Source organism: Nonomuraea sp. NPDC003707 (genome assembly GCF_053587055.1).
On record NZ_JBSFNK010000007.1, the window covers coordinates 365,604 to 385,913 of the forward strand.

Sequence of the window (20,310 nt, forward strand, 5' to 3'; positions counted from 1 at the left end):
GGCCGGGTGTGGGAAGGTACAGTTCCGTCGATTACTAGAACGGAGTTCGGTTCCTATGCGATTCGGTTATTACCTGTCAGAGCCCAAAGGAGACGACCCGATCGGCGGGTTGCGCGCCCAGATCACCCAGGCGGCGCAGGACGGCTTCACCTCGGCCTGGCTCTCCAACATCTTCGGCCTCGACGCCCTCACCGCCCTGGCCGCCGCCGGGGGCCAGGTGCCCGGCATCGAGCTCGGCACCGCCGTCGTCCCGACCTATCCGCGCCACCCGGCCGTGCTGGCCCAGCAGGCCATGACCACCAACGCCGCGCTCGGCGGGCGCCTCGCGCTCGGCATCGGTCTGTCGCACCAGATGGTCATCGAGGGCATGTACGGCCACAGCTTCGAGCGCCCGTACCGGCACATGTCGGAATACCTGGACATCCTGCTCCCGCTCAGCCGGGGCGAGCACGTCAAGTACGAGGGCGAGACGCTCAAGGCCGACCTGCGGCTCACCACGCCCGGCGGCGGCTTCCCGGTGCTCGTCGCCGCGCTCGGCCCGCGCATGCTCAAGCTGGCCGGCACCGTGGCCGACGGCACCGTCCTGTGGATGACGGGCCCCAAGACGGTCGCCCAGCACGTGGCGCCCACCATCACCACGGCCGCCGCCGAGGCGGGCCGCGAGGCGCCCAGGATCGTCTGCGCGCTGCCGATCTGCGTCACCGACGACCCCGCCGCCGCCGTCGCTCGCGCGAACGAGATCTTCGCTGTCTACGGACACCTCCCCTCATATCGTGCGATGCTCGACAGGGAAGGCGCGGCCACTCCGGGAGACGTCGCCATCGTGGGCGACGAGGACGCGGTGCTGGCCAAGCTCGACGTGCTGCGGGAAGCCGGTGTGACCGACTTCGTGGGCTCGGTGTTCGCGAGCAAGGAACGCACGCGGGCGCTGCTGATCGGCGCGGCGAAGGGCTGACCCCAAGACATCTCCATAATTCTCCGGCGGGGTGAAGATCGCTTGCTGCATGGCGTTGATGTGTCCGACTGGCAGGGGCCCGTCGACTGGGCCGGCCACGCGGCGGACGGGGTGACCTTCGCGTTCGCCAAGGCCACCGAGGGCGGCGACTTCACCGACAAGCTGTTCGAACGCAACTGGACCGACATGCGCGAGAGCCGGATCGTCCGCGGCGCGTACCACTGCGCCAGGCCCGGGGGCGACCCGATCGAGCAGGCGCGCCACTTCCTGGCCGCGATCGACGCGGCGGGCGGGTTACGCGCCGGCGACCTGGTGGCCCTCGACCTGGAGAACGATGACGGCCTGCGCCCCGAGCAGGTCGCCCGCCACGCGCGCCGCTGGTGCCACCACGTCGAGCGGCACGGCGGCGCGCGGCCGTTCGTCCACACCTTCCGGGCGTTCGCGCGTGGCGGACACTGCGCGGGCCTGGGCGAGTACCCGTTATGGATCGCCGCCCCCGACAAGCCGCGCGGGGAGCCCGCGGTGCCGTCACCCTGGCGCGACTGGGCCGTTCATCAGTACGTCCACAGCCCGCTAGACCGCAACGTGTTCCACGGGACCCGGCAGGAGCTGACAAACATGGGGTTTCACCCGCGATAGCATCGGTGTTCACCATCGAAGCAGCTCCGGTGTCGAGCGCCGGGGCGCGATCCAAGGGAGTCACCGTGTCAGCCGAGCTACGCATCACCCTCGCCGGAGCCGAGCGTGTGGTCGCGGCCGGCACGACGGCCGGAGAGGCCCTCGAGGCCGACGGCCGCTCGGTCATCGCGGCCCGGGTCAACGGCGAGCTCCGTGACCTGGCGCACCCGCTGTCCGAGGGTGACGCGGTCGAGCCGGTCGAGGTCTCCAGCGAGGACGGCCGGGCCATCGTCCGTCACTCCACCGCCCACGTCATGGCGCAGGCGGTGCAGGAGCTGTTCCCCGAGGCCAAGCTGGGCATCGGGCCGCCCGTGGACAACGGGTTCTACTACGACTTCGACGTCGCCCAGGCCTTTCACCCCGACGATCTCAAGCGCATCGAGAAGCGCATGCGGGAGATCGTCAAGCAGGGGCAGCTGTTCTCCCGCCGGCCCGTCTCCGACGACGAGGCGCGCGAGGAGTTGGCGGCGGAGCCGTACAAGCTGGAGTTGATCGGGCTCAAGGGCGGCGCCGCCGACGAGGAGTCGGTCGAGGTGGGGGCCGGGCAGCTCACCATCTACGACAACCTCGACCCCAAGACCGGCGAGCTGCAGTGGAAGGACCTGTGCCGCGGCCCGCACGTGCCGTCCACCCGGTCGATCCCGGCGTTCAAGCTCATGCGCTCGGGCGGCGCCTACTGGCGCGGCAGCGAGAAGAACCCGCAGCTCCAGCGCATCTACGGCACCGCCTGGGAGTCCCGCGAGAAGCAGGACGACTACCTCAAGCTGCTGGAGGAGGCCGAGAAGCGCGACCACCGCAAGCTGGGTGTCGAGCTCGACCTGTTCAGCTTCCCGCCGGAGCTGGGCAGCGGCCTGCCGATCTTCCATCCCAAGGGCGGGATCATCCGCAAGGAGATGGAAGACTACATGCGCCGGCGGCAGGCGGAGGCGGGCTACGAGTTCGTCAACACGCCGCACATCACCAAGTCGTCGCTGTTCGAGACCTCGGGGCATCTGCCGTGGTATGCCGACGACATGTTCCCGGCGTTCGAGCTGGAGGGTATCGAATACCGGGTCAAGCCGATGAACTGCCCGATGCACAACCTGATCTTCCGGGCGCGCGGGCGGTCCTACCGCGAGCTGCCGCTGCGGCTGTGCGAGTTCGGCTCGGTCTACCGCTACGAGAAGTCGGGCGTGGTCCACGGCCTGACCCGGGTGCGCGGCATGACGCAGGACGACGCGCACATCTACACCACCCGGGAGCAGATGGCCGATGAGATCAAGTCGCTGCTGAGGTTCGTGCTCAGCGTGCTGCGCGACTTCGGCCTGCCGGAGTTCTACCTGGAGCTGTCGACCCGCGACGAGTCCGACAAGTTCATCGGCGAGCTCGCCGAGTGGGACGAGGCGACCGAGGCGCTGCGCCAGGTGGCCACCGAGTCGGGGCTGGACCTGGTCGACGACCCGGGCGGCGCGGCCTTCTACGGCCCGAAGATCTCCGTTCAGGCCAAGGACGCGATCGGGCGCACCTGGCAGCTGTCCACCATCCAGCTCGACCTCAACCAACCCAAGCGCTTCGGCCTCGAATACCAGGCGGCCGACGGCAGCCGGCAGACTCCGGTCATGATCCACCGGGCGCTGTTCGGCTCCGTCGAGCGCTTCCTCGGCGTGCTCACCGAGCACTACGCGGGCGCCTTCCCCCCCTGGCTCTCGCCGGTGCAGGTGACGGGCATCCCGATCGCCGACGCGCACGTGTCGTACCTGCAGGACGTCGCCAAGAAGCTGCGCGAGCGCGGCATCCGGATCGAGGTCGACGCCTCCGACGACCGGATGCAGAAGAAGATCCGCAACGCGCAGAAGGCCAAGGTGCCCTTCATGCTGCTGGCCGGTGACGACGACATCGCCAACGGCGCGGTGTCGTTCCGCTACCGGAACGGCGAGCAGAAGAACGGCGTCCCGATCGAGGAGGCCGTGGCGGAGATCGTCAACGCCGTGGAGCGGCGCGTCCAGGTCTGACGCGATGACGAGAACGGCGGAGTCTCACGGCTCCGCCGTTTTTCGTCGTCCGGCCTCCGGCCCGGGGGTCATCGGGTGAACAGGCGGAAGGTGATGGCGGGGCGGCCGCCGAAGCGCTCGGCCGCCTGGTGGGCGAAGCCTTCGATGAGGTCGCGGGCGTACGACTCGGGGTCCTGGTCGGTGAGCGCCTCGATGTAGGCGCGGTGCTCGACGAGCGAGCGCACGCCGCGCTCCAGGCCGTCGGTGACGTCCACGGCGTGGGTGGGGGAGTCGGTGCCCGCGACGGCGACCCAGCGGACGCCGTTCCAGGGCTCTGCCTCCGTATCCGGAAATATCCACCTATTTCCCGCGTCCCCGGCGGCGTCCAGGACGGCGCGGCCTACGGCCCGGTGGTCGGGAGTGTTCCAGTACGTTCCGCCCCAGGTGTCGTCCGGGTTCAGGGTGATCACCAGCTCGGGGCGGTGCCTGCGGATGGCGGCGGCGATGTCCTTCCTGAGCGCGGTGCCGTACTCGATCACCCCGTCGGCGTGGTCGAGGAACTCCACGCTCGTCACCCCGACGACGGCCGCGCTGGCCCGCTCCTCCCGCTCCCGCACCGGCCCGGCCTCGGCCGGGGCGAGCGTGTCGATGCCCGCCTCGCCCCTGGAGACGATCAGGTACGCGACCTCGCGGCCCTGGTCGGTCCAGGTGGCGACGGCGGCGGCACAGCCGTACTCGAGGTCGTCGGGGTGCGCCACGATGGCGAGGGCGCGCTGCCAGTCGTCGGGCATGGGCTCCAGTTGCTCGGTCATGGCCCACACCCTAAAGGCGCGCCTGCGCGGGCGTTGGCTTCACGCGGTGCCCCGGCCGTCCCTCGAAGCCCGGGGATCGTGGCCTTCGGGCGCCTGAGCACCTCATGGATGGCCGCTCGGACGGCACCCGCCCCAGACGAGGACGCCGCCGCCTGAGGCGTAGCTGGACGCGCCCCGGCCACCGGGCCGTCCGGAGGGGTATCGGCGGGGCGCGTCCGATCGGCGTGAGGGCCGCTGCTCAGGAACGCCCGATCGCCGCGAAGGCCGCTGCTCAGGAACGCCCGATCAGCCCGAGGGAGGCTGACGGGCTCAAGGGCGTCGGAGGGAGAAGGGGGTGGAGGGGTGTTAGAGAGGGGAGGGGTGGGTGTCGTCGTCGGGGGTGTCGCGAAGGGGGCGGCGGGGCTCGCCCGGGAGGCGGACGTCGTCGACCGTCACGTTGACCTCCGCGACCCGCATCCCGAGCATGTGGCTGACGCTCCTGGCCACGTTCGTCTTGACCTCGGAAGCCACCTCCAGCACCACGTGCCCGTACTCCACCACGATGGTCACGCTCACGGCCACCGTACGGTCCTGGATCTGCGCGCTGACCCCCTGGTTGGCGCGGCGGGAGCCGATGCCGATGCGGTCGCGTACGGACTCGAAGGCCCGCGCCAGGTCGCCGCCCAGGTCGGCGACCCCGGTCACCTCGAGAGCCGCCAGAGCGGCGACCTTCTCGACCACCTCGTCGGCGACCTTGATCCGGCCCTTGACGACGGCGCCGAAGGAGGGCGCCTCCGAGGGCTGCACGCCGGTGGGTGCGGAGCTCACGTCTTCGACCGGGTCAGGAGCGGGGGCCGTGGCCGGGTCGGGGGTGTCGGCGGACGGGGTGTCGGCGGACGGGGTGGAGTGGACGGTCGGCAGGGAGTCGTGCTCGGCTAAGTCGTGCTCGGCTAAAGCGTCACTCATCGCGGCCTCCTGTAGGCGATGCTTGGGATTGTGCCGGAAGAGCGGGCCGTTTGTCCGTGGTCCTATGCTGCTAGGTATGCACGATCAGGCAGGGGCAGGGTCCCCCGACAACTTCGAGCGTCTGTGGACCCCGCATCGCATGGCCTACATCAAGGGCGAGAACAAACCGACGGGCAGCGGCCCCGATGACGGGTGCCCGTTCGACGCGATCCCCAAGATGAGCGACGAGGACGGCCTGATCGTCGCCCGGGGCGAGACGGTCTACGCCGTGCTCAACCTGTACCCGTACAACTCCGGCCACCTGATGGTGGTCCCCTACCGGCACGTGTCCGACTACGACGAGCTGGTGCCGGCCGAGCTGGTCGAGCTGGGGGAGTTCACGCAGAAGTCGCTGCGCGCGCTGCGCAAGGCCAGCGGCGCGCAGGGTTTCAACGTCGGCATGAACCTCGGCCACGTCGCCGGCGCCGGCATCGCCGCCCACCTGCACCAGCACGTGGTGCCCAGGTGGGGTGGCGACACGAACTTCATGCCGGTCGTGGGCCAGACCAAGGTCCTGCCCCAGCTGCTCCGCGACACCCGCCAACTGCTCGCCGACGCCTGGGACTGACCCGCTCTGGGGCAGCGCCCGCTGTCCGGACGTTCGTGGCCGCTTCCGGGAGGCGGGCTACTCCGTCCGGTGCCGCGTTACTTCGTCGCGGTCGCTAAGTCCGACGACACGGGGCCGGTGACCGGCTCGCGGTCGCGCCGGAGCGCGCCGATGCCGGTGGCCAGCAGCAGAGGTACGGCCAGCGCCAGGGCCATGGACAGCACGGCCGCGCCCGAGTCGTTGACGAGCATCCCGACCACGCCGCTCACGAGCGTGCCGATCAGCCCGGCGCGCAGCGCGGGGGAGTGCTCGAACGCGGCGGGCACCACCCCGGCCGACGCCTGTTCGGGCCGCAGGATCGCGTAGACGAGGAACGCGGCGGCCGCGATCACGATCGGCATGAGGTTGGGGCTGAGCAGGGTGGCCAGCATGGCCTGCAACTTGCGCAGGATGACGTCGAACGCCTCGCCGCTCAGCACCTGCCCCACGAACCTGCCCAGGTGCGTCTGCTCGTCCGCCGGCTTCAGGTAGTTGAGCCAGGCGAACGTCATCACGATCAACCCGCCGGCCACCAGGAACGCGCCCAGCTTCACCAGCGAGACCCGCTTGCCCGCCAGCAGCAGCGCGGTCACCGCGATGCCCGGCACGAACGCGATCACGCCGCCGAAGTCACTGCCCATCCCGGAGCCGCCGAGCACCATCGCGAACGTCCCCAGCAGCACGATCGCGGCCAGCCCCACCTTGCCCGGCCACCGGTGCGCGATCACCGTGGTGGCCAGCAGGGTGCCGGTGGCCAGGAGCGCGAACGGGATGTTCCCCAGGCCGTAGTAGCGGGCCCCGACGTCCGCGCTGTAGCCCATGATGCTGTTGAGCTGCAACGTCGTACCGGTCAGCAGGTCGCCCGCCAGCGTGAGCGCGGTGATCCCGGCCACCACCGCCAGCGGGCCCAGCGGCCATCGCCGCCACGGCCCCGCGAACGCCACCGCCGTGACGACCGCCGCCCACCCGAGCACCCCGGCCACCAGCTGCGGCAGGCTCGACCAGGGCAGCAGGTTGACCAGGTAGCTGGAGACGGGCAGGGAGGCGAGGGCGACGGCCGCGAAACGTACCGGTGCCAGGCCCTTGCGGCGGCGCAGCAGCAGGAACGCGACCACGTAGAACAGCACCTGCAGCACGGCCACGACCGTGAAGTAGATGCCCTTGATCGAGCGGATGGCCTGCGCGGTGGCGTCGGCCCGCTGGAGCTGTTCGAACGTCGCGCCCGGCCCGCCGACCTGCAGCGGGACGCCTATCACGGTGCTCGGGACCGGCACCCCGAGCTTGGTCAGGATCGTGGAGGTCAGGTCGGGCAGGATCGAGATGTCCTCGCGCCGGGTGGAGGCCGCGCCGAGCAGGTGGCCCTGCGCGCCGGGCTCGCGCAGCGCGGCCACCCGCAGGTGGGGTACGGAGCCGTGGTCGGACAGGCCCGCGAGCAGCACCGTCGTGTCGGCGGGCAGGACCGACAGCAGCGCGCCCGCCTTGGCGTCGGCCATCCGCAGCGCGTCACGCCGCTCGGCGGCGCTGAGCTGGTCGGGCACCTTGGGCAGCTTGCCGCCGGCCAGGTAGGGACGGACGAGGTCGTCCACGTCCATGGCGATCATCCGGCACCGTTCGAGATCGGGCGTGCGGACCTGGAGCGGGGAGGAGTGGTACTCCTGGACCGCGCCCTGCCGGTCGGCCAGGCCCAGTGCGGCGCCGGGGCCGATGGCGATCGAGCACTGCCCGGCGGCCTTGAGCGACTCGCCCAGCGTGCCGGCGTTGCGCTGCCCGGCCACGTCGAGGAGGTAGCGGTAGTCGGGGATGACCGCGCCCGCGCCCTGCTGCTCGGGCATGGGGGGCGCGCCGCAGCTGTACCCGGCCGCCGACCTGGTGCCCGCCGACACGGTCAGCCAGCCGTCGTAGGGGCAGGTCACCCCGCCGACGGTACGAATGGACAGCGAGCCGATCGCGCTGGATCTGGCCAGCTCCCACAGGTTGGGGGAGTCCGCCTGGGTGATGTCGTTCCAGTGCAGGCCGGACACGCCGATGAGCGCGACCCGGCCCGCGCTCGCGTCCTTCGTGGCCTGGGCCGGGCCGGTGAACAGTCCCTGGCCGAGCAGGACCTGCCCGACCAGCACGGCCAGCACGGCCAGCGTGCGCCTCATCCCGATGACCTTCCGTGATCGAATGATTCCGTGGCACGGTAGAGCAAGGTCATGTTCCGGCGCCACCGGACCCGACTACCCTCTCATGCGGTGCATGTATCACGTGCGCCGTTTCATTCGGGGGAGCTTTTCCCGCTCTGGGCGGTTTTGGTGGCCTGGCTGGGCGCCGTGCGCGTTGCGCCGGGCTCCGCCGTACGACGTCTCGCCGTCGCGGCGCGGTTTGGGCGGCTGCCGGGGACGCGGTGTTGAGGGCGTACCCGGCGTGACGCGCATCCGGTGTGGCACGTCCCTGGTGTGGCGCGCACTCGACGGCGTGCGGGTTCGGGCGTGGTGCGGGGCCGATGTGGCGTGCTCTCCGCGTGGTGCGGGACCAGGGCGGCGCGGGCCCGGTGTGGTGCGGCCCCGCGTGGGGCGGGGCCGGGTGGGTGGCGGCGTCAGGGGGCCGGGGTCTTGACCTTGGTGGTCTTGCTTTCGTGGCCGAGCCGGTCCACGGCCGTGACCGCGTAGGTCCCGTCCGGCGCGGCCGTGAACGACGGGCTCGTCACGACGGCGACCAGGTTGCGGGCGTCCGTGCCGTGGCAGTCCTTGCCGGACTTCGGCACCTGGTACACCGCGTACGTCCGCGCCCCCTGGGACGGCTTCCAGGACAGCTGGGTGCCGTTGGCCTTGAGCCCGGCGGGGGCGGGAGGGGCGGAGCCGCCGCGTTCCTTGATCAAGGGCAGCAGGGCGGGGCGGGAGTAGTGGTTCTTGGCGACGCGGTCCACGGACCCGAGAGGGTTGTCCAGGAAGTTCTTGGCGCTGAAGTAGACCTCGCCCTTGACCGGCTTGTGATCCCGGTTGACGCCCACCTCGGCGGCCAGCTCGCCGGGCTTCGTCCAGGCCCGGTCGTCCTTGGCGCCCACCCGGTAGAGCCCCTGGCCGATGTACAGCTGCACGTCCGTGCCCTTGACCTCGTCGGACCACCAGGCCGCCAGCGTGTCGTAGTCGGCCAGCTTGTGGCCGCGCGGCCAGTAGAGCTGCGGGAGCACGTAGTCGACGGTGCCCGACTTGATCCAGGCGCGCGCGTCCGCATAAATCGAGTCGTACGCGGACATGCCCGAAGTGTCCGAGCCGGTCGGGTCGTTCGACTTGTTGCGCCAGATGCCGAAGGGGCTGATCCCGAACTTGACGTACCCCTTGGCGTCGTGGACGGCCTTGTCCACCTGGGCGACGAGCGTGTTGACGTTGTCGCGCCGCCAGGCGGCGAGCTTCTTGCCGTCGCCGTACTTCGCGAACGCCGCCGCGTCGTCGAACTTCTGCCCCGCCGCCGGATACGGGTAGAAGTAGTCGTCGAAGTGCACCCCGTCGATGTCGTACCGGGACACCACGTCCGTGATGACCTTGGTCACGTGGTCGCGGACGGCGGGCAGGCCGGGGTTGTAGTAGAGGCGGCCGCCGTACTTGATCGTCCAGTCGGGGTGCTTGCGCGCCGGATGGCCGGCGGGCAGCTTGGCGGTGCTGTCGCCGTAGGAGGCGCGGTACGGGTTGAACCAGGCGTGGAACTCCATGCCGCGCTTGTGCGCCTCGTCGATGAGGAACGGCAGCGGATCCCAGCCGGGGTCCTTGCCGGCCGTGCCCGTCAGATATTGGGTCCAGGGCTCCAGCGACGACTTGTACAGCGCGTCGGAGGCGGGCCGGACCTGGACGAAGACCGCGTTGAGGTTGCGCTTGGCGGCGCCGTCGAGGATCTTGACGTACTCGGCGCGCTGCCGGTCGGGCGAGAGCCCGGTCTTGGAGGGCCAGTCGATGTTCTGGGTGGTGGCGATCCACACCCCGCGCAGCTCGCGCTTGGGATAGCTCGCGTCGGCCTTGCAGGCCGCGGCGGATGCGTCGGGTGCGGCGGCGACGGCCGTCTTCTTCTTGGTCGCTGCTGGGCTCTCCCCGGCCCCCGGGCCGAAGACGTAGGCGGCGGAGGTGGTGACGACCGCGAGAGCAGCAGCGGCTAGGAGTGGGCGTCCAGTTCGCATAATGCCACCCAGTGTGGCAGTTGCTCCGGCATGCTCGGTACGAAAAAAAGAAATCGACTCGTGATGCTTCTGTGACAAAAGTAAACGGCTGGGCCGGGAGGGAGCAAAGCCCTCCCGGCTCCGTCCAGCCTCGTCCAGGGCTCAGTCCGCGGTGACGGCCACTTTGCTCGCGAGGTTCGGCGGAAGGGGTTCGTAGCGCAGGAAGGCCCGCTGGAACGTCCCGGTGCCGTGCGACATGGATCTCAGGTCGATGGCGTACCGGGTGATCTCCAGCTCGGGCACCTCGGCCTTGACCAGCGTACGTCCCGTGCCGACGGGCTCCGTGCCGAGCACCCGCCCGCGCCGCGACGACAGGTCGGACATCACTGACCCCACGTAGTCGTCGGCGACGAGCACCGACAGCTCGTCCACCGGCTCCAGCAGCAGCGTCGGCACCTTCGCGGCCGCCTCCTTCAGCGCGAGCTGGCCGGCGATCTGGAAGGCCATGTCGGAGGAGTCGACCGAGTGCGCCTTGCCGTCGTACAGGGTGACGCGCACGTCCACCATCGGGTAGCCGGCCACGACGCCCCGCTCCATCTGGGCCCGCACGCCCTTCTCCACCGACGGGATGAACTGCCGCGGCACGACGCCGCCCACGATCTTGTCCACGAACTCGAACCCGCCGCCCGACGGCAGCGGCTCGACCTCGAGGTGGCAGATCGCGTACTGGCCGTGGCCGCCGGTCTGCTTGACGTTGCGGCCCATCGCCTGGCACTTGCCGCCGAACGTCTCGCGCAGCGGCACCCGCAGGTCGACCCGCTCGACCTCGACGCCGTGGCGCTTGGCCAGGCGGTCGAGCAGCACGTCGGTGTGCGCCTCGCCCATGCACCACAGGACGAGCTGCCTGGTCTCGGCGTTGTTCTCCAGCCGCAGGGTCGGGTCCTCGGCCACCAGCCGGGCCAGGGCCTGCGACAGCTTGTCCTCGTCGGCCTTCGACTTGGCCCTGATCGCCACCGGCAGGAGCGGGTCGGGCATGGCCCAGGCGGTCATCAGGAGCGGCTGCTCGACCTCGGACAGGGTGTCGCCGGTCTCGGCCCGCGACAGCTTGGCGACCGCGATGATGTCGCCCGCGACGCCCTTGGCCGCGGGACGCTGCTGCTTGCCCAGCGGGCAGGTCAGGGTGCCGATGCGCTCGTCCACGTCGTGGTCCTCGTGCCCGCGGTCGGCCAGGCCGTGCCCGGACACGTGCACGGTCATGTCGGGGCGCAACGTGCCCGAGAAGACGCGTACGAGGCTGATGCGGCCCACGTACGGGTCGCTGGTGGTCTTGACGACCTCGGCCACGAGCGGGCCGTCGGGGTCGCAGGCGATGTTCTTGACCGGCTTGCCCGACAGGTCGGTGATCTCGGGCAGCGGGTGTTCGAGGGGCGAGGGGAAGCCCTGGGTCATGATCTCGAGGATCTCCGGCGCACCGACGCCGAGCCCGCTGCACAGCACCGGGTAGAAGCTGCCGCGCGCGACGGCCTTCTCCAGGTCCTCCACCAGGACCTTGGTGTCGATGGGCTCGCCTTCGAGATAGCGCTCCATGAGCGATTCGTCTTCGCTCTCCTGGATGATCCCCTCGATCAGCTCGCCACGGCGCTCCTCGATCTGCGCCGCGTAGTCCGGCCCGGGCTCCTTCTCCGTGCGGGTGCCCGTGGCGTAGTTGTAGAACTTCTGCGACAGCAGCCCGATCAGGCCGTTCACGTGGCCGTTGGTGATGACAGGCAGGTAAAGGGGCGCGACGCCGTCGCCGAAGACGTCCTGGCACGTCACGAGGACCTCGTCGAAGTCGGCCCGCTGGTGGTCGATCTTGGTGATTACCACCGCCCGCGGCATGCCGACCTGGGCGCACTCCTCCCACAGCATCTGGGTGAGGCCGTCGATCCCCTCGGAGGCGGAGACCACGAACAGCGCGGCGTCCGCCGCGCGCAGCCCCGCGCGCAGGTCGCCCACGAAATCGGCGTAACCGGGGGTGTCGAGAAGATTGATCTTGATGCCGTTGTGCACCAGCGGCGCCACTGCGAGGTTGACCGACCGCTGCTGACGGACCTCCACCTCGTCGAAGTCGCTGACCGTGTTGCCGTCCTCCACCCGGCCGGCGCGCTGGACGGTGCCGGTCGCGGCCAGCAGCTGCTCGGCGAGGGTCGTCTTACCCGCTCCTGAGTGGCCGACCAGCACGACATTACGTATCGCATCCGCCCTGTCGGCCGTGGGTGCCCTGCCCGCGGCTCCCGCTGTGCCACCGGTGTTCTTCTCTGCCACAACAGCCTCCCACGTCGCCGGATGTTCCAACGACCGCGCCCAAGCGGAGGGTGTCTGGAAACCGCATGGACGCGGTGTGTTCACCAAATACCCCTGTGGCGGATATCACAAGGGGGGTGGGGCAAAGAAAGTTGTCAGGCGTTCCATGGCCTACGATCGGACCGCGATGCTCAAACTCCTGCGCCCGGCCATGACCCGGATACTCACCCCGCTGGGCAGGGCCCTCGTCGGCCGCGGGATCGGCCCGAACGCCGTCACGGCGATCGGCACCCTCGGCACGGTCGTGTCCGCCCTGCTCTTCTTCCCCCTGGGTCAGCTGACCTGGGGCGCTCTCGCGATCACCGTCTTCGTGCTGTTCGACCTGCTCGACGGCGTGGTGGCGAGGCTCGGCGGGAAGGGCGGCTCCACCTGGGGCGCGTTCCTCGACTCGACGTTCGACAGGGTGGCCGACGCGGCCATCTTCGCCGGGCTGATCCTCTACTTCATCTCCAAGCACGACACGCTCATGGCGGCCGTGACGCTGGTGTGCCTGATCGCGGGCTCCCTGGTGTCGTACGCCAAGGCCAGGGCGGAGGGGCTCGGGCTCACGGCCGACGTGGGGCTGGCCGAGCGGCCCGAGCGGCTGGTCGTCGCGCTCGTCGCGGCCTGTTTCGCGGGGCTCGGCGTTCCGTACATTCTTCCCGTGGGCATGTGGCTGCTCGCCGCGGCCAGCGTGTTCACCGTGGGGCAGCGCGTGGTGGCCGTCCACCGGCAGACGAGGGAGAGATGAGCGACAAGGCGTCCTTCGGTGATCGTGTCGTGGCCGCGGGGTTCGCGGCGGGCTGGAAGCTCGTGCCGCTGCTGCCCGAGCGCCCGACGGCCGCGGTCTTCCGCTTCCTGGCCGACCGGATCTGGAGCAGGCGGGGTAAGTCCGTGCGCCGCCTGGAGTCCAACCTGGCCAGGGTGACCGGGCTCGACGCGGGCAGCCGCGAGATGCGCGAGCTCAGCAGGGCCGGCATGCGCTCGTACTTCCGCTACTTCCACGAGATCTTCCGGCTGCCGTCGATGAGCGTCGAGGAGATCGTGCGGCGCAGCCACACCATCGGGGCCGAGCACGTCCACGCCAACGTGGCGGCCGGGCGGGGCGTGGTGCTGGCGCTGCCCCACATGGGCAACTGGGACCAGGCGGGGGCGTGGCTGGTGGGCGTGGGCCACCCCTTCACGACCGTGGCGGAGCGGCTCAAGCCGGAGTCGCTGTTCCGCCGGTACGTGGCCTTCCGCGAAGGCCTCGGCATGGAGGTGCTGCCGCTGACCGGTGGCGACGGGCACAACTTCGGCACGCTGGCCACCCGCGTGCGCAAGGGCGGCGTCGTGTGCCTGCCCGCCGAGCGCGACCTGACCAAGGGCGGCATCGAGGTGCGCTTCTTCGGCGCGACCACCAAGGTCCCCGCCGGGCCGCCGCTGCTGGCCGTGCAGACGGGGGCCGCGCTGCTCCCGGCCATCCTCTACAACGTGGGCGACGACTGGGGCATCCACATCCACGAGGAGGTCCCGGTCCCGGCCGAGGGCACCCGGCAGGAGAAGGTCGCGGCGGTGGCGCAGGGGCTGACCGACGTGTTCGAGAAGGGCATCTCCGAGCACCCGGAGGACTGGCACATGTTGCAGCGGCTCTGGCTGGAAGACCTCGCGCGATGAGGATCGGCATCGTCTGCCCCTACTCGTGGGACATGCCGGGCGGGGTCAAGCAGCACATCGACGACCTGGCCCAGGCGCTGATCGCGCAGGGGCACGAGGTGTCGGTGATCGCGCCGGCGGCCGACGACGACGAGCTGCCCCCGTACGTGACGGGCGCGGGCCGGGCGGTGCCGGTGCCGTACAACGGGTCGGTGGCCAGGATGTCGTTCGGCTTCCTGTCGGCCGCGCGCGTGCGGCGGTGGGTGCGTACGGGCGGGTTCGACGTGCTGCACATCCACGAGCCGCTGATCCCGAGCCTGGGCGTGCTGGCCTGCTGGGCGGCCAGGGGGCCGATCGTGGCCACGTTCCACGCGTCGTTCACGCGCTCGCGGGCCATCGCGGTGGCCGAGCCGTTGCTGCGCAGCGCGCTGGAGAAGCTGATGGGCCGCATCGCGGTCTCCGACGCGGCCCGCAAGAGCCTGGTCGAGCAGTTCGGCGGCGACGCCGTGCTGATCCCCAACGGCGTCACCGTCTCCCGCTACACCGACGCCGAGCCGCTCGACGGCTGGGGGCCCGACGGCGCCACGATCGGCTTCCTCGGCCGGATGGACGAGGAGCGCAAGGGCCTGCCGATCCTGCTCGACGCGTTCAGGACCCTCGCGGCCGAGCGGCCGGGCCTGAAGCTGCTCCTGGCCGGGCCCGGCGACGCCAAGGACGTCTACGAGCGGGTGCCGAAGGAGTTCCACGACCGGGTGACCGTGCTGGGCATGGTGAGCGAGGCCGACAAGATCCGCGCCTACCACTCGGTCGACGTGTTCTGCGCGCCCAACACGCGCGGGGAGAGCTTCGGCATCGTGCTGGCCGAGGCCATGGCGTCCGGGGCGACGGTGCTGGGCAGCGACATCCCGGCCTTCCGCAGGGTGCTGGGCGAGGGGCAGGCGGGCGCGCTGTTCGCCAACGGCGACGCCGGCTCGCTGGCGCGCGAGGCCGGCGCGCTGCTCGACGCGCCCGAGCGGCGGGCCAAGCTGGCCGCCGAGGCGCTGGTGGCGGTGCGGAAGTACGACTGGTCGACGGTCGCGCGGGACGTCGTACGCGTCTACGAGACGGTCGCCACGAGCGGGGCGGGGCGCGTGGAGGAAGATCTGTGACATCCACCATCATCGTGCTGGTCGTGGGCCTCGTCGTGGTGCTCACGGCCGTCTACATCTCCTGGCGCGCGGGCCGGCTCGACCGCCTGCACATCCGGCTGGAGCTGGCCCAGGAGTCGCTGGACGCCGCGCTGATGCGGCGCAGGGCGGTGGTGCTGGAGCTGGCCGGCTCGCGCCTGCTCGACCCCGCGACCTCCCTGGTGCTGGCCGCCGCGGCGCACGAGGCCAGGAGCGCGGGCCCGGAGGAGCGCGAGCACGCCGAGAGCGACCTGTCGCGCACCCTGCGCGCGGTCGTGGACCAGGAGCGGTTCAGGGAGAAGCTGGCGGAGCCGCCCGGCGGTGGCGATCTGCTGGACGAGCTCGACTCGGCGGTGGCCAAGGTCGTCTACTCGCGCCGCTTCTACAACAATGCGGTTGCGGTCACGCGGGCGGCGCAGCGGCGCTGGCTGGCCAGAACCCTCCGCCTGGCGGGCCATACCGAATATCCGCAATTCTTCGAAATCGATGACAATCCGCCGGCGGCTATGGCAACTGAATGACCTCATTTGTGGAAGCCAGTAAGCTTCATCCCGTTTTCGGGCTGAAGCGAGGAGTGTTCACGTGCGGCTACCCCGGATGATCACGGTCACACTGGCCGGAGCGGCGGTGCTGCTGCCTGTCGCGGCCTGCTCCTCCTCGGAGGCGCCCGCCCCGGGTAAGGCGCCCCAGGCCGCCACGGCCGCGCCCAGCGAGGAGCCCACCGAGGCGCCCGAGGGCCACCCGTTCACGGGCAAGCCGTACGACGGCCTGAAGCCGGTGCTCGCGGTGAAGATCGAGAACACCGCGGCGGGCAAGCCGCAGCTCGGCCTCAAGAGCGCGGACATCGTCTACATCGAGCAGGTCGAGGCCGGCCTGACCCGGCTCATGGCGATCTTCTCCTCAAAGGTGCCGGCGAAGGTGGGCCCCGTCCGCAGCGCCCGCATCTCCGACCTGCACATCACGCCGCAGTTCGGCAAGCCGGCCTTCGCCTACTCGGGCGTGCAGACCAAGATGCTGCCGTTCGTGGCCAAGGCGTCGCTGTTCGACGTCGGCGACACGCGCAACCCCGGCGCGTACTTCCGCCAGCCGGGCCGCTTCGCCCCCTACAACCTCTTCGCCAACACCAAGGACCTCCTCGGCAAGGCCCCCAAGGCGAGCAAGGCCAAGGACATCGGCTTCACCTTCGGCGACGCCCCGGCCGAGGGCGGCGTGGACAAGAAGTCGTACAGCGTCAAGTGGCCCGCGGCGCGCTTCACCTTCGCCTGGTCGGAGGAGAAGAAGCAGTGGCTGATCTGGCAGGACGGCAAGAAGGACATGGCGGCGGAGGGCGGCCAGCTCGGCGCGCCCACGGTGGTCATCCAGTACACCAAGACCGAGCGCTCGGAGTTCCACGACAAGAACCAGAGCTACACGCCGCTCGTGCACACCACGGGCAAGGGCAAGGCGATCGTGCTGCGCGACGGCAAGGCGTACAAGGCGAACTGGGAGCGGGAATCCGAGGACACCGGTACGACGTTCACCACGGAGAGCGGCGACCCGATGAACTTCGCGCCCGGCCAGGTCTGGGTGGCGCTCGCCAGCCGCAAACCCGTCATCCCCTAGCGCCTATCTGTCCAAGTATGGCGATAAATCCTGACATCTTGGCATGTCGGGGGAGGGGTCCTTCAGGACCTACCATGGGGTTGATAACTTACCGAAGCCGTGAGAGCCGTGAGGATGACCGTGTCGACCAGCACGCCTGAAAGCACCCCCGTCACCGGAACCGCCCGTGTCAAGCGTGGCATGGCCGAGATGCTCAAGGGCGGCGTCATCATGGACGTCGTCACCCCCGAGCAGGCCAAGATCGCCGAAGACGCCGGCGCGGTGGCCGTCATGGCCCTCGAGCGTGTGCCCGCCGACATCCGCGCCCAGGGCGGGGTGTCCAGGATGAGCGACCCCGACATGATCGACGGCATCATCGCGGCCGTGTCGATCCCCGTGATGGCCAAGGCCCGCATCGGCCACTTCGTCGAGGCCAGGGTCCTGCAGGCGCTCGGCGTCGACTACGTGGACGAGTCGGAGGTGCTGACCCCCGCCGACTACGCCAACCACATCGACAAGTGGCAGTTCACCGTGCCGTTCGTGTGCGGGGCCACCAACCTGGGCGAGGCCATGCGCCGCATCACCGAGGGCGCGGCCATGATCCGCTCCAAGGGTGAGGCCGGCACCGGCGACGTCTCCAACGCCGTCACCCACATGCGCACGATCCGCGCCGAGATCAAGCGCCTCACCTCGCTGCCCGAGGACGAGCTCTACGTCGCGGCCAAGGAGCTGCAGGCCCCGTACGAGCTGGTCGTCGAGGTCGCCAAGACCGGCAAGCTGCCGGTCGTGCTGTTCACCGCGGGCGGCATCGCCACCCCGGCCGACGCGGCGATGATGATGCAGCTCGGCGCCGAGGGCGTGTTCGTGGGCTCGGGCATCTTCAAGTCGGGCGACCCGGCCAAGCGCGCCGCGGCCATCGTCAAGGCCACCACCTTCTACGACGACCCCGACGTCATCGCCAAGGTCTCGCGCGGCCTGGGCGAGGCCATGGTCGGCATCAACGTCGACGAGATCCCGCAGCCGCACCGCCTGGCCGAGCGCGGCTGGTAGGCGGCGCGTCGTTGCAGCTCGCCTTGCCTGCCCGTGTGACATGATCACGTACGGCAGGCGGGGGCGCACCACAGCGTGACGATGAAAATCGCCAGATGAGGCGGCATCCGCGAAGGATGTCGCCTTTTTGGTGTTGTGTGGCGTTCACCAAGTAGTCATGATCTTCAGTAAAGCTACCTGGCGTCCCCCTCACCCTTGATCGTCACAGGAGCGTCTCGTGTCCAAGCTGAACCGCCGGCACTTTCTGGTCACAGGGTTAGCGGCGGGCGCCGCCGTGACCATCCCCGCGACCGCCGCCTTCGCCGATCCCGGCACCGATCCCGACGTCGCAGCGGCTTCGCGCGAGCTGCGTACCGACCCCTTCACGCTCGGCGTCGCCTCCGGCGACCCGGACCACGAGGGCTTCGTCCTGTGGACCAGGCTCGCCCAGGAGCCGCTGGCCGAGGACGGGTTCGGCGGCATGCCGCAGCGGCCGTTCCCGGTGCAGTGGCAGGTGTACGCCGACGAGAACTGCCGCCGCGTCGTCCGCTCCGGCGTGAGCGTGGCCACGCCCGAGTGGGGCCACAGCGTGCACGTCGAGGTCGACCGGCTGGGCTCCGACCGCGAGTACTGGTACCGCTTCCGCGTCGGCAAGTACGTCTCGCCGGTCGGGCGTGCCCGCACCGCGCCGCACCCGCTCTCGTACGGGAGCTCGCTGGCCATGGCGTTCGTCTCGTGCGCCCAGTACGAGCACGGCTACTTCACCTCGTACCGCAGGCTGGCCGAGGACAACCCGGACCTCGTCCTGCACCTGGGCGACTACCAGTACGAGTACACCAAGGACACCTACACCATCCCCGGCGGCAACGTCCGCGACCACGAGGGCCCCGAGACCGAGACCCTGGCCAACTACCGCCAGCGCCACGCCCAGTACAAGGCCGACCCCGACCTGCAGGCCGCGCACGCCGCCGCGCCGTGGCTGGTGGTGTGGGACGACCACGAGGTCGACAACAACTGGGCCGACGAGATCCCCGAGAAGCCCGAGGTCCCCCAGCCGAACTTCCTGGCCAGGCGCGAGGCCGCCTTCCGCGCCTACTACGAGAACATGCCGCTGCGCCGCACCTCCATCCCGCGCGGCATCGACATGCAGCTCTACCGGCGGATCCGGTGGGGGCGGATGGCCATGTTCCACATGCTCGACACCCGCCAGTACCGCGACGACCAGGGCTGCGGCGACGGCTACCGCGACTGCCCGGCCGCCGTGGACCCGGCGCGCTCGATCACGGGGAACGAGCAGGAGTCCTGGCTGCTGGACGGCTTCCACCACTCCCGCGCGCAGTGGGACATCATCGGCCAGCAGGTCTTCTTCGCCCAGCGCGACAACAACGCCGGCCCCGCCAAGATCACCAGCCAGGACGCCTGGGACGGCTACGTCGCCTCCCGGCAGCGCATCACCCAGGGCTGGGTGGACGCCAAGGTGCGCAACGCCGTCGTGCTGACCGGCGACGTGCACGCCCACTGGGCCAGCGACCTCAAGCTGAACTACGACGACCCGACCGGGCCGTCGGTGGGCTCCGAGCTGGTGGCCACCTCGATCTCGACGGGCGGCAACGGGGCGGACTCCGACCCGTCCACGCACCCGTTCCTGGCGATCAACCCGCACCTGAAGTTCTACAACAACCAGCGCGGCTACGTGCTGACGAAGATCGAGCGGGACCAGATGACCGCGGACTTCAGGGTGGTGCCGAAGGTGCAGACCCCGGGGGCCGAGGTCTACACGCGGGCCACGTTCGTCGTGGAGGACCGGGTGCCGGGGGTGCAGCAGACGTACCTGCGGCCGCTCGACCCGACGCTGCGCGCCCAGCAGCAGCTGACCGTGGAGGAGACGGTCCGCCTGGAGACCGAGCGTCCCTGACGATCGTTCCGGAGAGCGGCACCCCGGCCCGGGGTGCCGCTTTTCTTTCGGCGGAATATTAGCCAGGCTAAGTTAGTTGGGCTAAGCATGAGGGACGACCCCACCCGCCTGGCCGAGCAGGTCTCCACGGTGCTGCGCCACCTGGTCCTCCTGCTCAGGCGCACCGTTGCCGGCCAACCCGTCACCAGCCAGCAGTACGCCGTGCTCGGCTCGCTCGAACCCGGCCCCCGCCGCATGACCGAGCTGGCCGAGGAGCACGCCGTCCAGCTGCCCACCATGACCGTGCAGATCAACCGCCTGGAGGACGCCGGGCTGGTGGCGCGCGGCTCCGACCCGGCCGACGCCCGCGTCAGGACGGTCGAGCTGACCGGTGAGGGCCGCGACCGGCTGCTCGCCGTGCGGCGGGCCAGGATCGCCCACCTCAGCCAGGAGCTGGCCGCGCTCACCGACGACGAGCGCGCCACGCTGGCGGCCGCGCTGCCCGTCCTGGCCAAGCTCGGCCGCAACCCCCGGTAAAGCCCGGTAAAGCCGCAACCCCCGGTAAAGGA

The 20,310-nt window shown here is 70.4% G+C and carries 17 protein-coding genes; 12 read left to right on the top strand and 5 right to left on the bottom strand.

Features of this window, described 5'->3' with window-relative positions:
- Positions 1–55: 55 nt before the first annotated feature.
- From ACWDRB_RS21295 to thrS, 3 genes are all read left to right on the top strand, one after another.
- A complete protein-coding gene (locus ACWDRB_RS21295) occupies positions 56–955 on the top strand; it encodes a TIGR03564 family F420-dependent LLM class oxidoreductase (protein WP_449896142.1) in 900 nt (299 codons plus the stop codon).
- Positions 956–1,015: 60 nt separating this feature from the next.
- Positions 1,016–1,594, top strand: coding sequence for a glycoside hydrolase family 25 protein (locus tag ACWDRB_RS21300; protein WP_449896144.1), 579 nt, complete (start codon positions 1,016–1,018; stop codon positions 1,592–1,594).
- Positions 1,595–1,659: 65 nt separating this feature from the next.
- Positions 1,660–3,624 (top strand): threonine--tRNA ligase, encoded by a 1,965-nt coding sequence (thrS, locus tag ACWDRB_RS21305; protein WP_350727154.1) that lies wholly within the window; start codon positions 1,660–1,662, stop codon positions 3,622–3,624.
- 68 nt (positions 3,625–3,692) lie between these two features.
- On the opposite strand, the gene ACWDRB_RS21310 is transcribed toward thrS, so the two are convergent.
- Positions 3,693–4,415 (bottom strand): PIG-L deacetylase family protein, encoded by a 723-nt coding sequence (locus tag ACWDRB_RS21310; RefSeq protein WP_449896147.1) that lies wholly within the window; start codon positions 4,413–4,415, stop codon positions 3,693–3,695.
- 345 nt (positions 4,416–4,760) lie between these two features.
- A complete protein-coding gene (locus tag ACWDRB_RS21315) occupies positions 4,761–5,360 on the bottom strand; it encodes an Asp23/Gls24 family envelope stress response protein (protein WP_449896149.1) in 600 nt (199 codons plus the stop codon).
- A gap of 76 nt (positions 5,361–5,436) precedes the next feature.
- On the opposite strand from ACWDRB_RS21315, the gene ACWDRB_RS21320 reads away from it, so the two are divergent.
- Positions 5,437–5,967, top strand: coding sequence for an HIT family protein (locus tag ACWDRB_RS21320; RefSeq protein WP_350727156.1), 531 nt, complete (start codon positions 5,437–5,439; stop codon positions 5,965–5,967).
- A gap of 77 nt (positions 5,968–6,044) precedes the next feature.
- On the opposite strand, the gene ACWDRB_RS21325 is transcribed toward ACWDRB_RS21320, so the two are convergent.
- The 3 genes from ACWDRB_RS21325 to ACWDRB_RS21335 form a co-directional block, all read right to left on the bottom strand.
- Positions 6,045–8,129: a hypothetical protein gene (locus ACWDRB_RS21325; protein ID WP_449896151.1), complete on the bottom strand. Its 2,085-nt coding sequence runs from the start codon at positions 8,127–8,129 to the stop codon at positions 6,045–6,047.
- Positions 8,130–8,563: 434 nt separating this feature from the next.
- A complete protein-coding gene (locus ACWDRB_RS21330; protein WP_449896153.1) occupies positions 8,564–10,135 on the bottom strand; it encodes a glycoside hydrolase family 10 protein in 1,572 nt (523 codons plus the stop codon).
- A gap of 141 nt (positions 10,136–10,276) precedes the next feature.
- The gene (locus tag ACWDRB_RS21335; protein ID WP_355198435.1) at positions 10,277–12,418 is read right to left on the bottom strand and encodes an elongation factor G-like protein EF-G2; all 2,142 of its coding nucleotides are present in this window, start codon (positions 12,416–12,418) and stop codon (positions 10,277–10,279) included.
- Positions 12,419–12,563: 145 nt separating this feature from the next.
- Between ACWDRB_RS21335 and pgsA the strand changes: the two genes are divergently transcribed.
- From pgsA to ACWDRB_RS21375, 8 genes are all read left to right on the top strand, one after another.
- Positions 12,564–13,187, top strand: a complete 624-nt coding sequence (pgsA, locus tag ACWDRB_RS21340; RefSeq protein ID WP_350727160.1) for a phosphatidylinositol phosphate synthase — start codon at positions 12,564–12,566, stop codon at positions 13,185–13,187.
- Positions 13,184–14,092, top strand: coding sequence for a phosphatidylinositol mannoside acyltransferase (locus ACWDRB_RS21345; protein WP_449896156.1), 909 nt, complete (start codon positions 13,184–13,186; stop codon positions 14,090–14,092). Before pgsA ends, ACWDRB_RS21345 begins: the two co-directional genes overlap by 4 nt.
- The gene (locus ACWDRB_RS21350) at positions 14,089–15,219 is read left to right on the top strand and encodes a glycosyltransferase family 4 protein (protein ID WP_350727162.1); all 1,131 of its coding nucleotides are present in this window, start codon (positions 14,089–14,091) and stop codon (positions 15,217–15,219) included. The genes ACWDRB_RS21345 and ACWDRB_RS21350 overlap by 4 nt, the downstream gene beginning before the upstream one ends.
- Complete coding sequence (locus ACWDRB_RS21355) at positions 15,216–15,758, top strand: hypothetical protein (protein ID WP_364257419.1); 543 nt, start codon at positions 15,216–15,218, stop codon at positions 15,756–15,758. Before ACWDRB_RS21350 ends, ACWDRB_RS21355 begins: the two co-directional genes overlap by 4 nt.
- A gap of 61 nt (positions 15,759–15,819) precedes the next feature.
- The gene (locus tag ACWDRB_RS21360) at positions 15,820–16,839 is read left to right on the top strand and encodes a DUF3048 domain-containing protein (RefSeq protein WP_363972127.1); all 1,020 of its coding nucleotides are present in this window, start codon (positions 15,820–15,822) and stop codon (positions 16,837–16,839) included.
- Between the two features lie 114 nt (positions 16,840–16,953).
- On the top strand, positions 16,954–17,868 hold the full coding sequence (pdxS, locus tag ACWDRB_RS21365) for a pyridoxal 5'-phosphate synthase lyase subunit PdxS (RefSeq protein WP_350727165.1): 915 nt from the start codon (positions 16,954–16,956) through the stop codon (positions 17,866–17,868).
- Positions 17,869–18,085: 217 nt separating this feature from the next.
- Complete coding sequence (locus ACWDRB_RS21370) at positions 18,086–19,762, top strand: alkaline phosphatase D family protein (protein ID WP_350727166.1); 1,677 nt, start codon at positions 18,086–18,088, stop codon at positions 19,760–19,762.
- A gap of 87 nt (positions 19,763–19,849) precedes the next feature.
- Positions 19,850–20,278 (top strand): MarR family winged helix-turn-helix transcriptional regulator, encoded by a 429-nt coding sequence (locus ACWDRB_RS21375; RefSeq protein ID WP_185077116.1) that lies wholly within the window; start codon positions 19,850–19,852, stop codon positions 20,276–20,278.
- Positions 20,279–20,310: the final 32 nt, after the last annotated feature.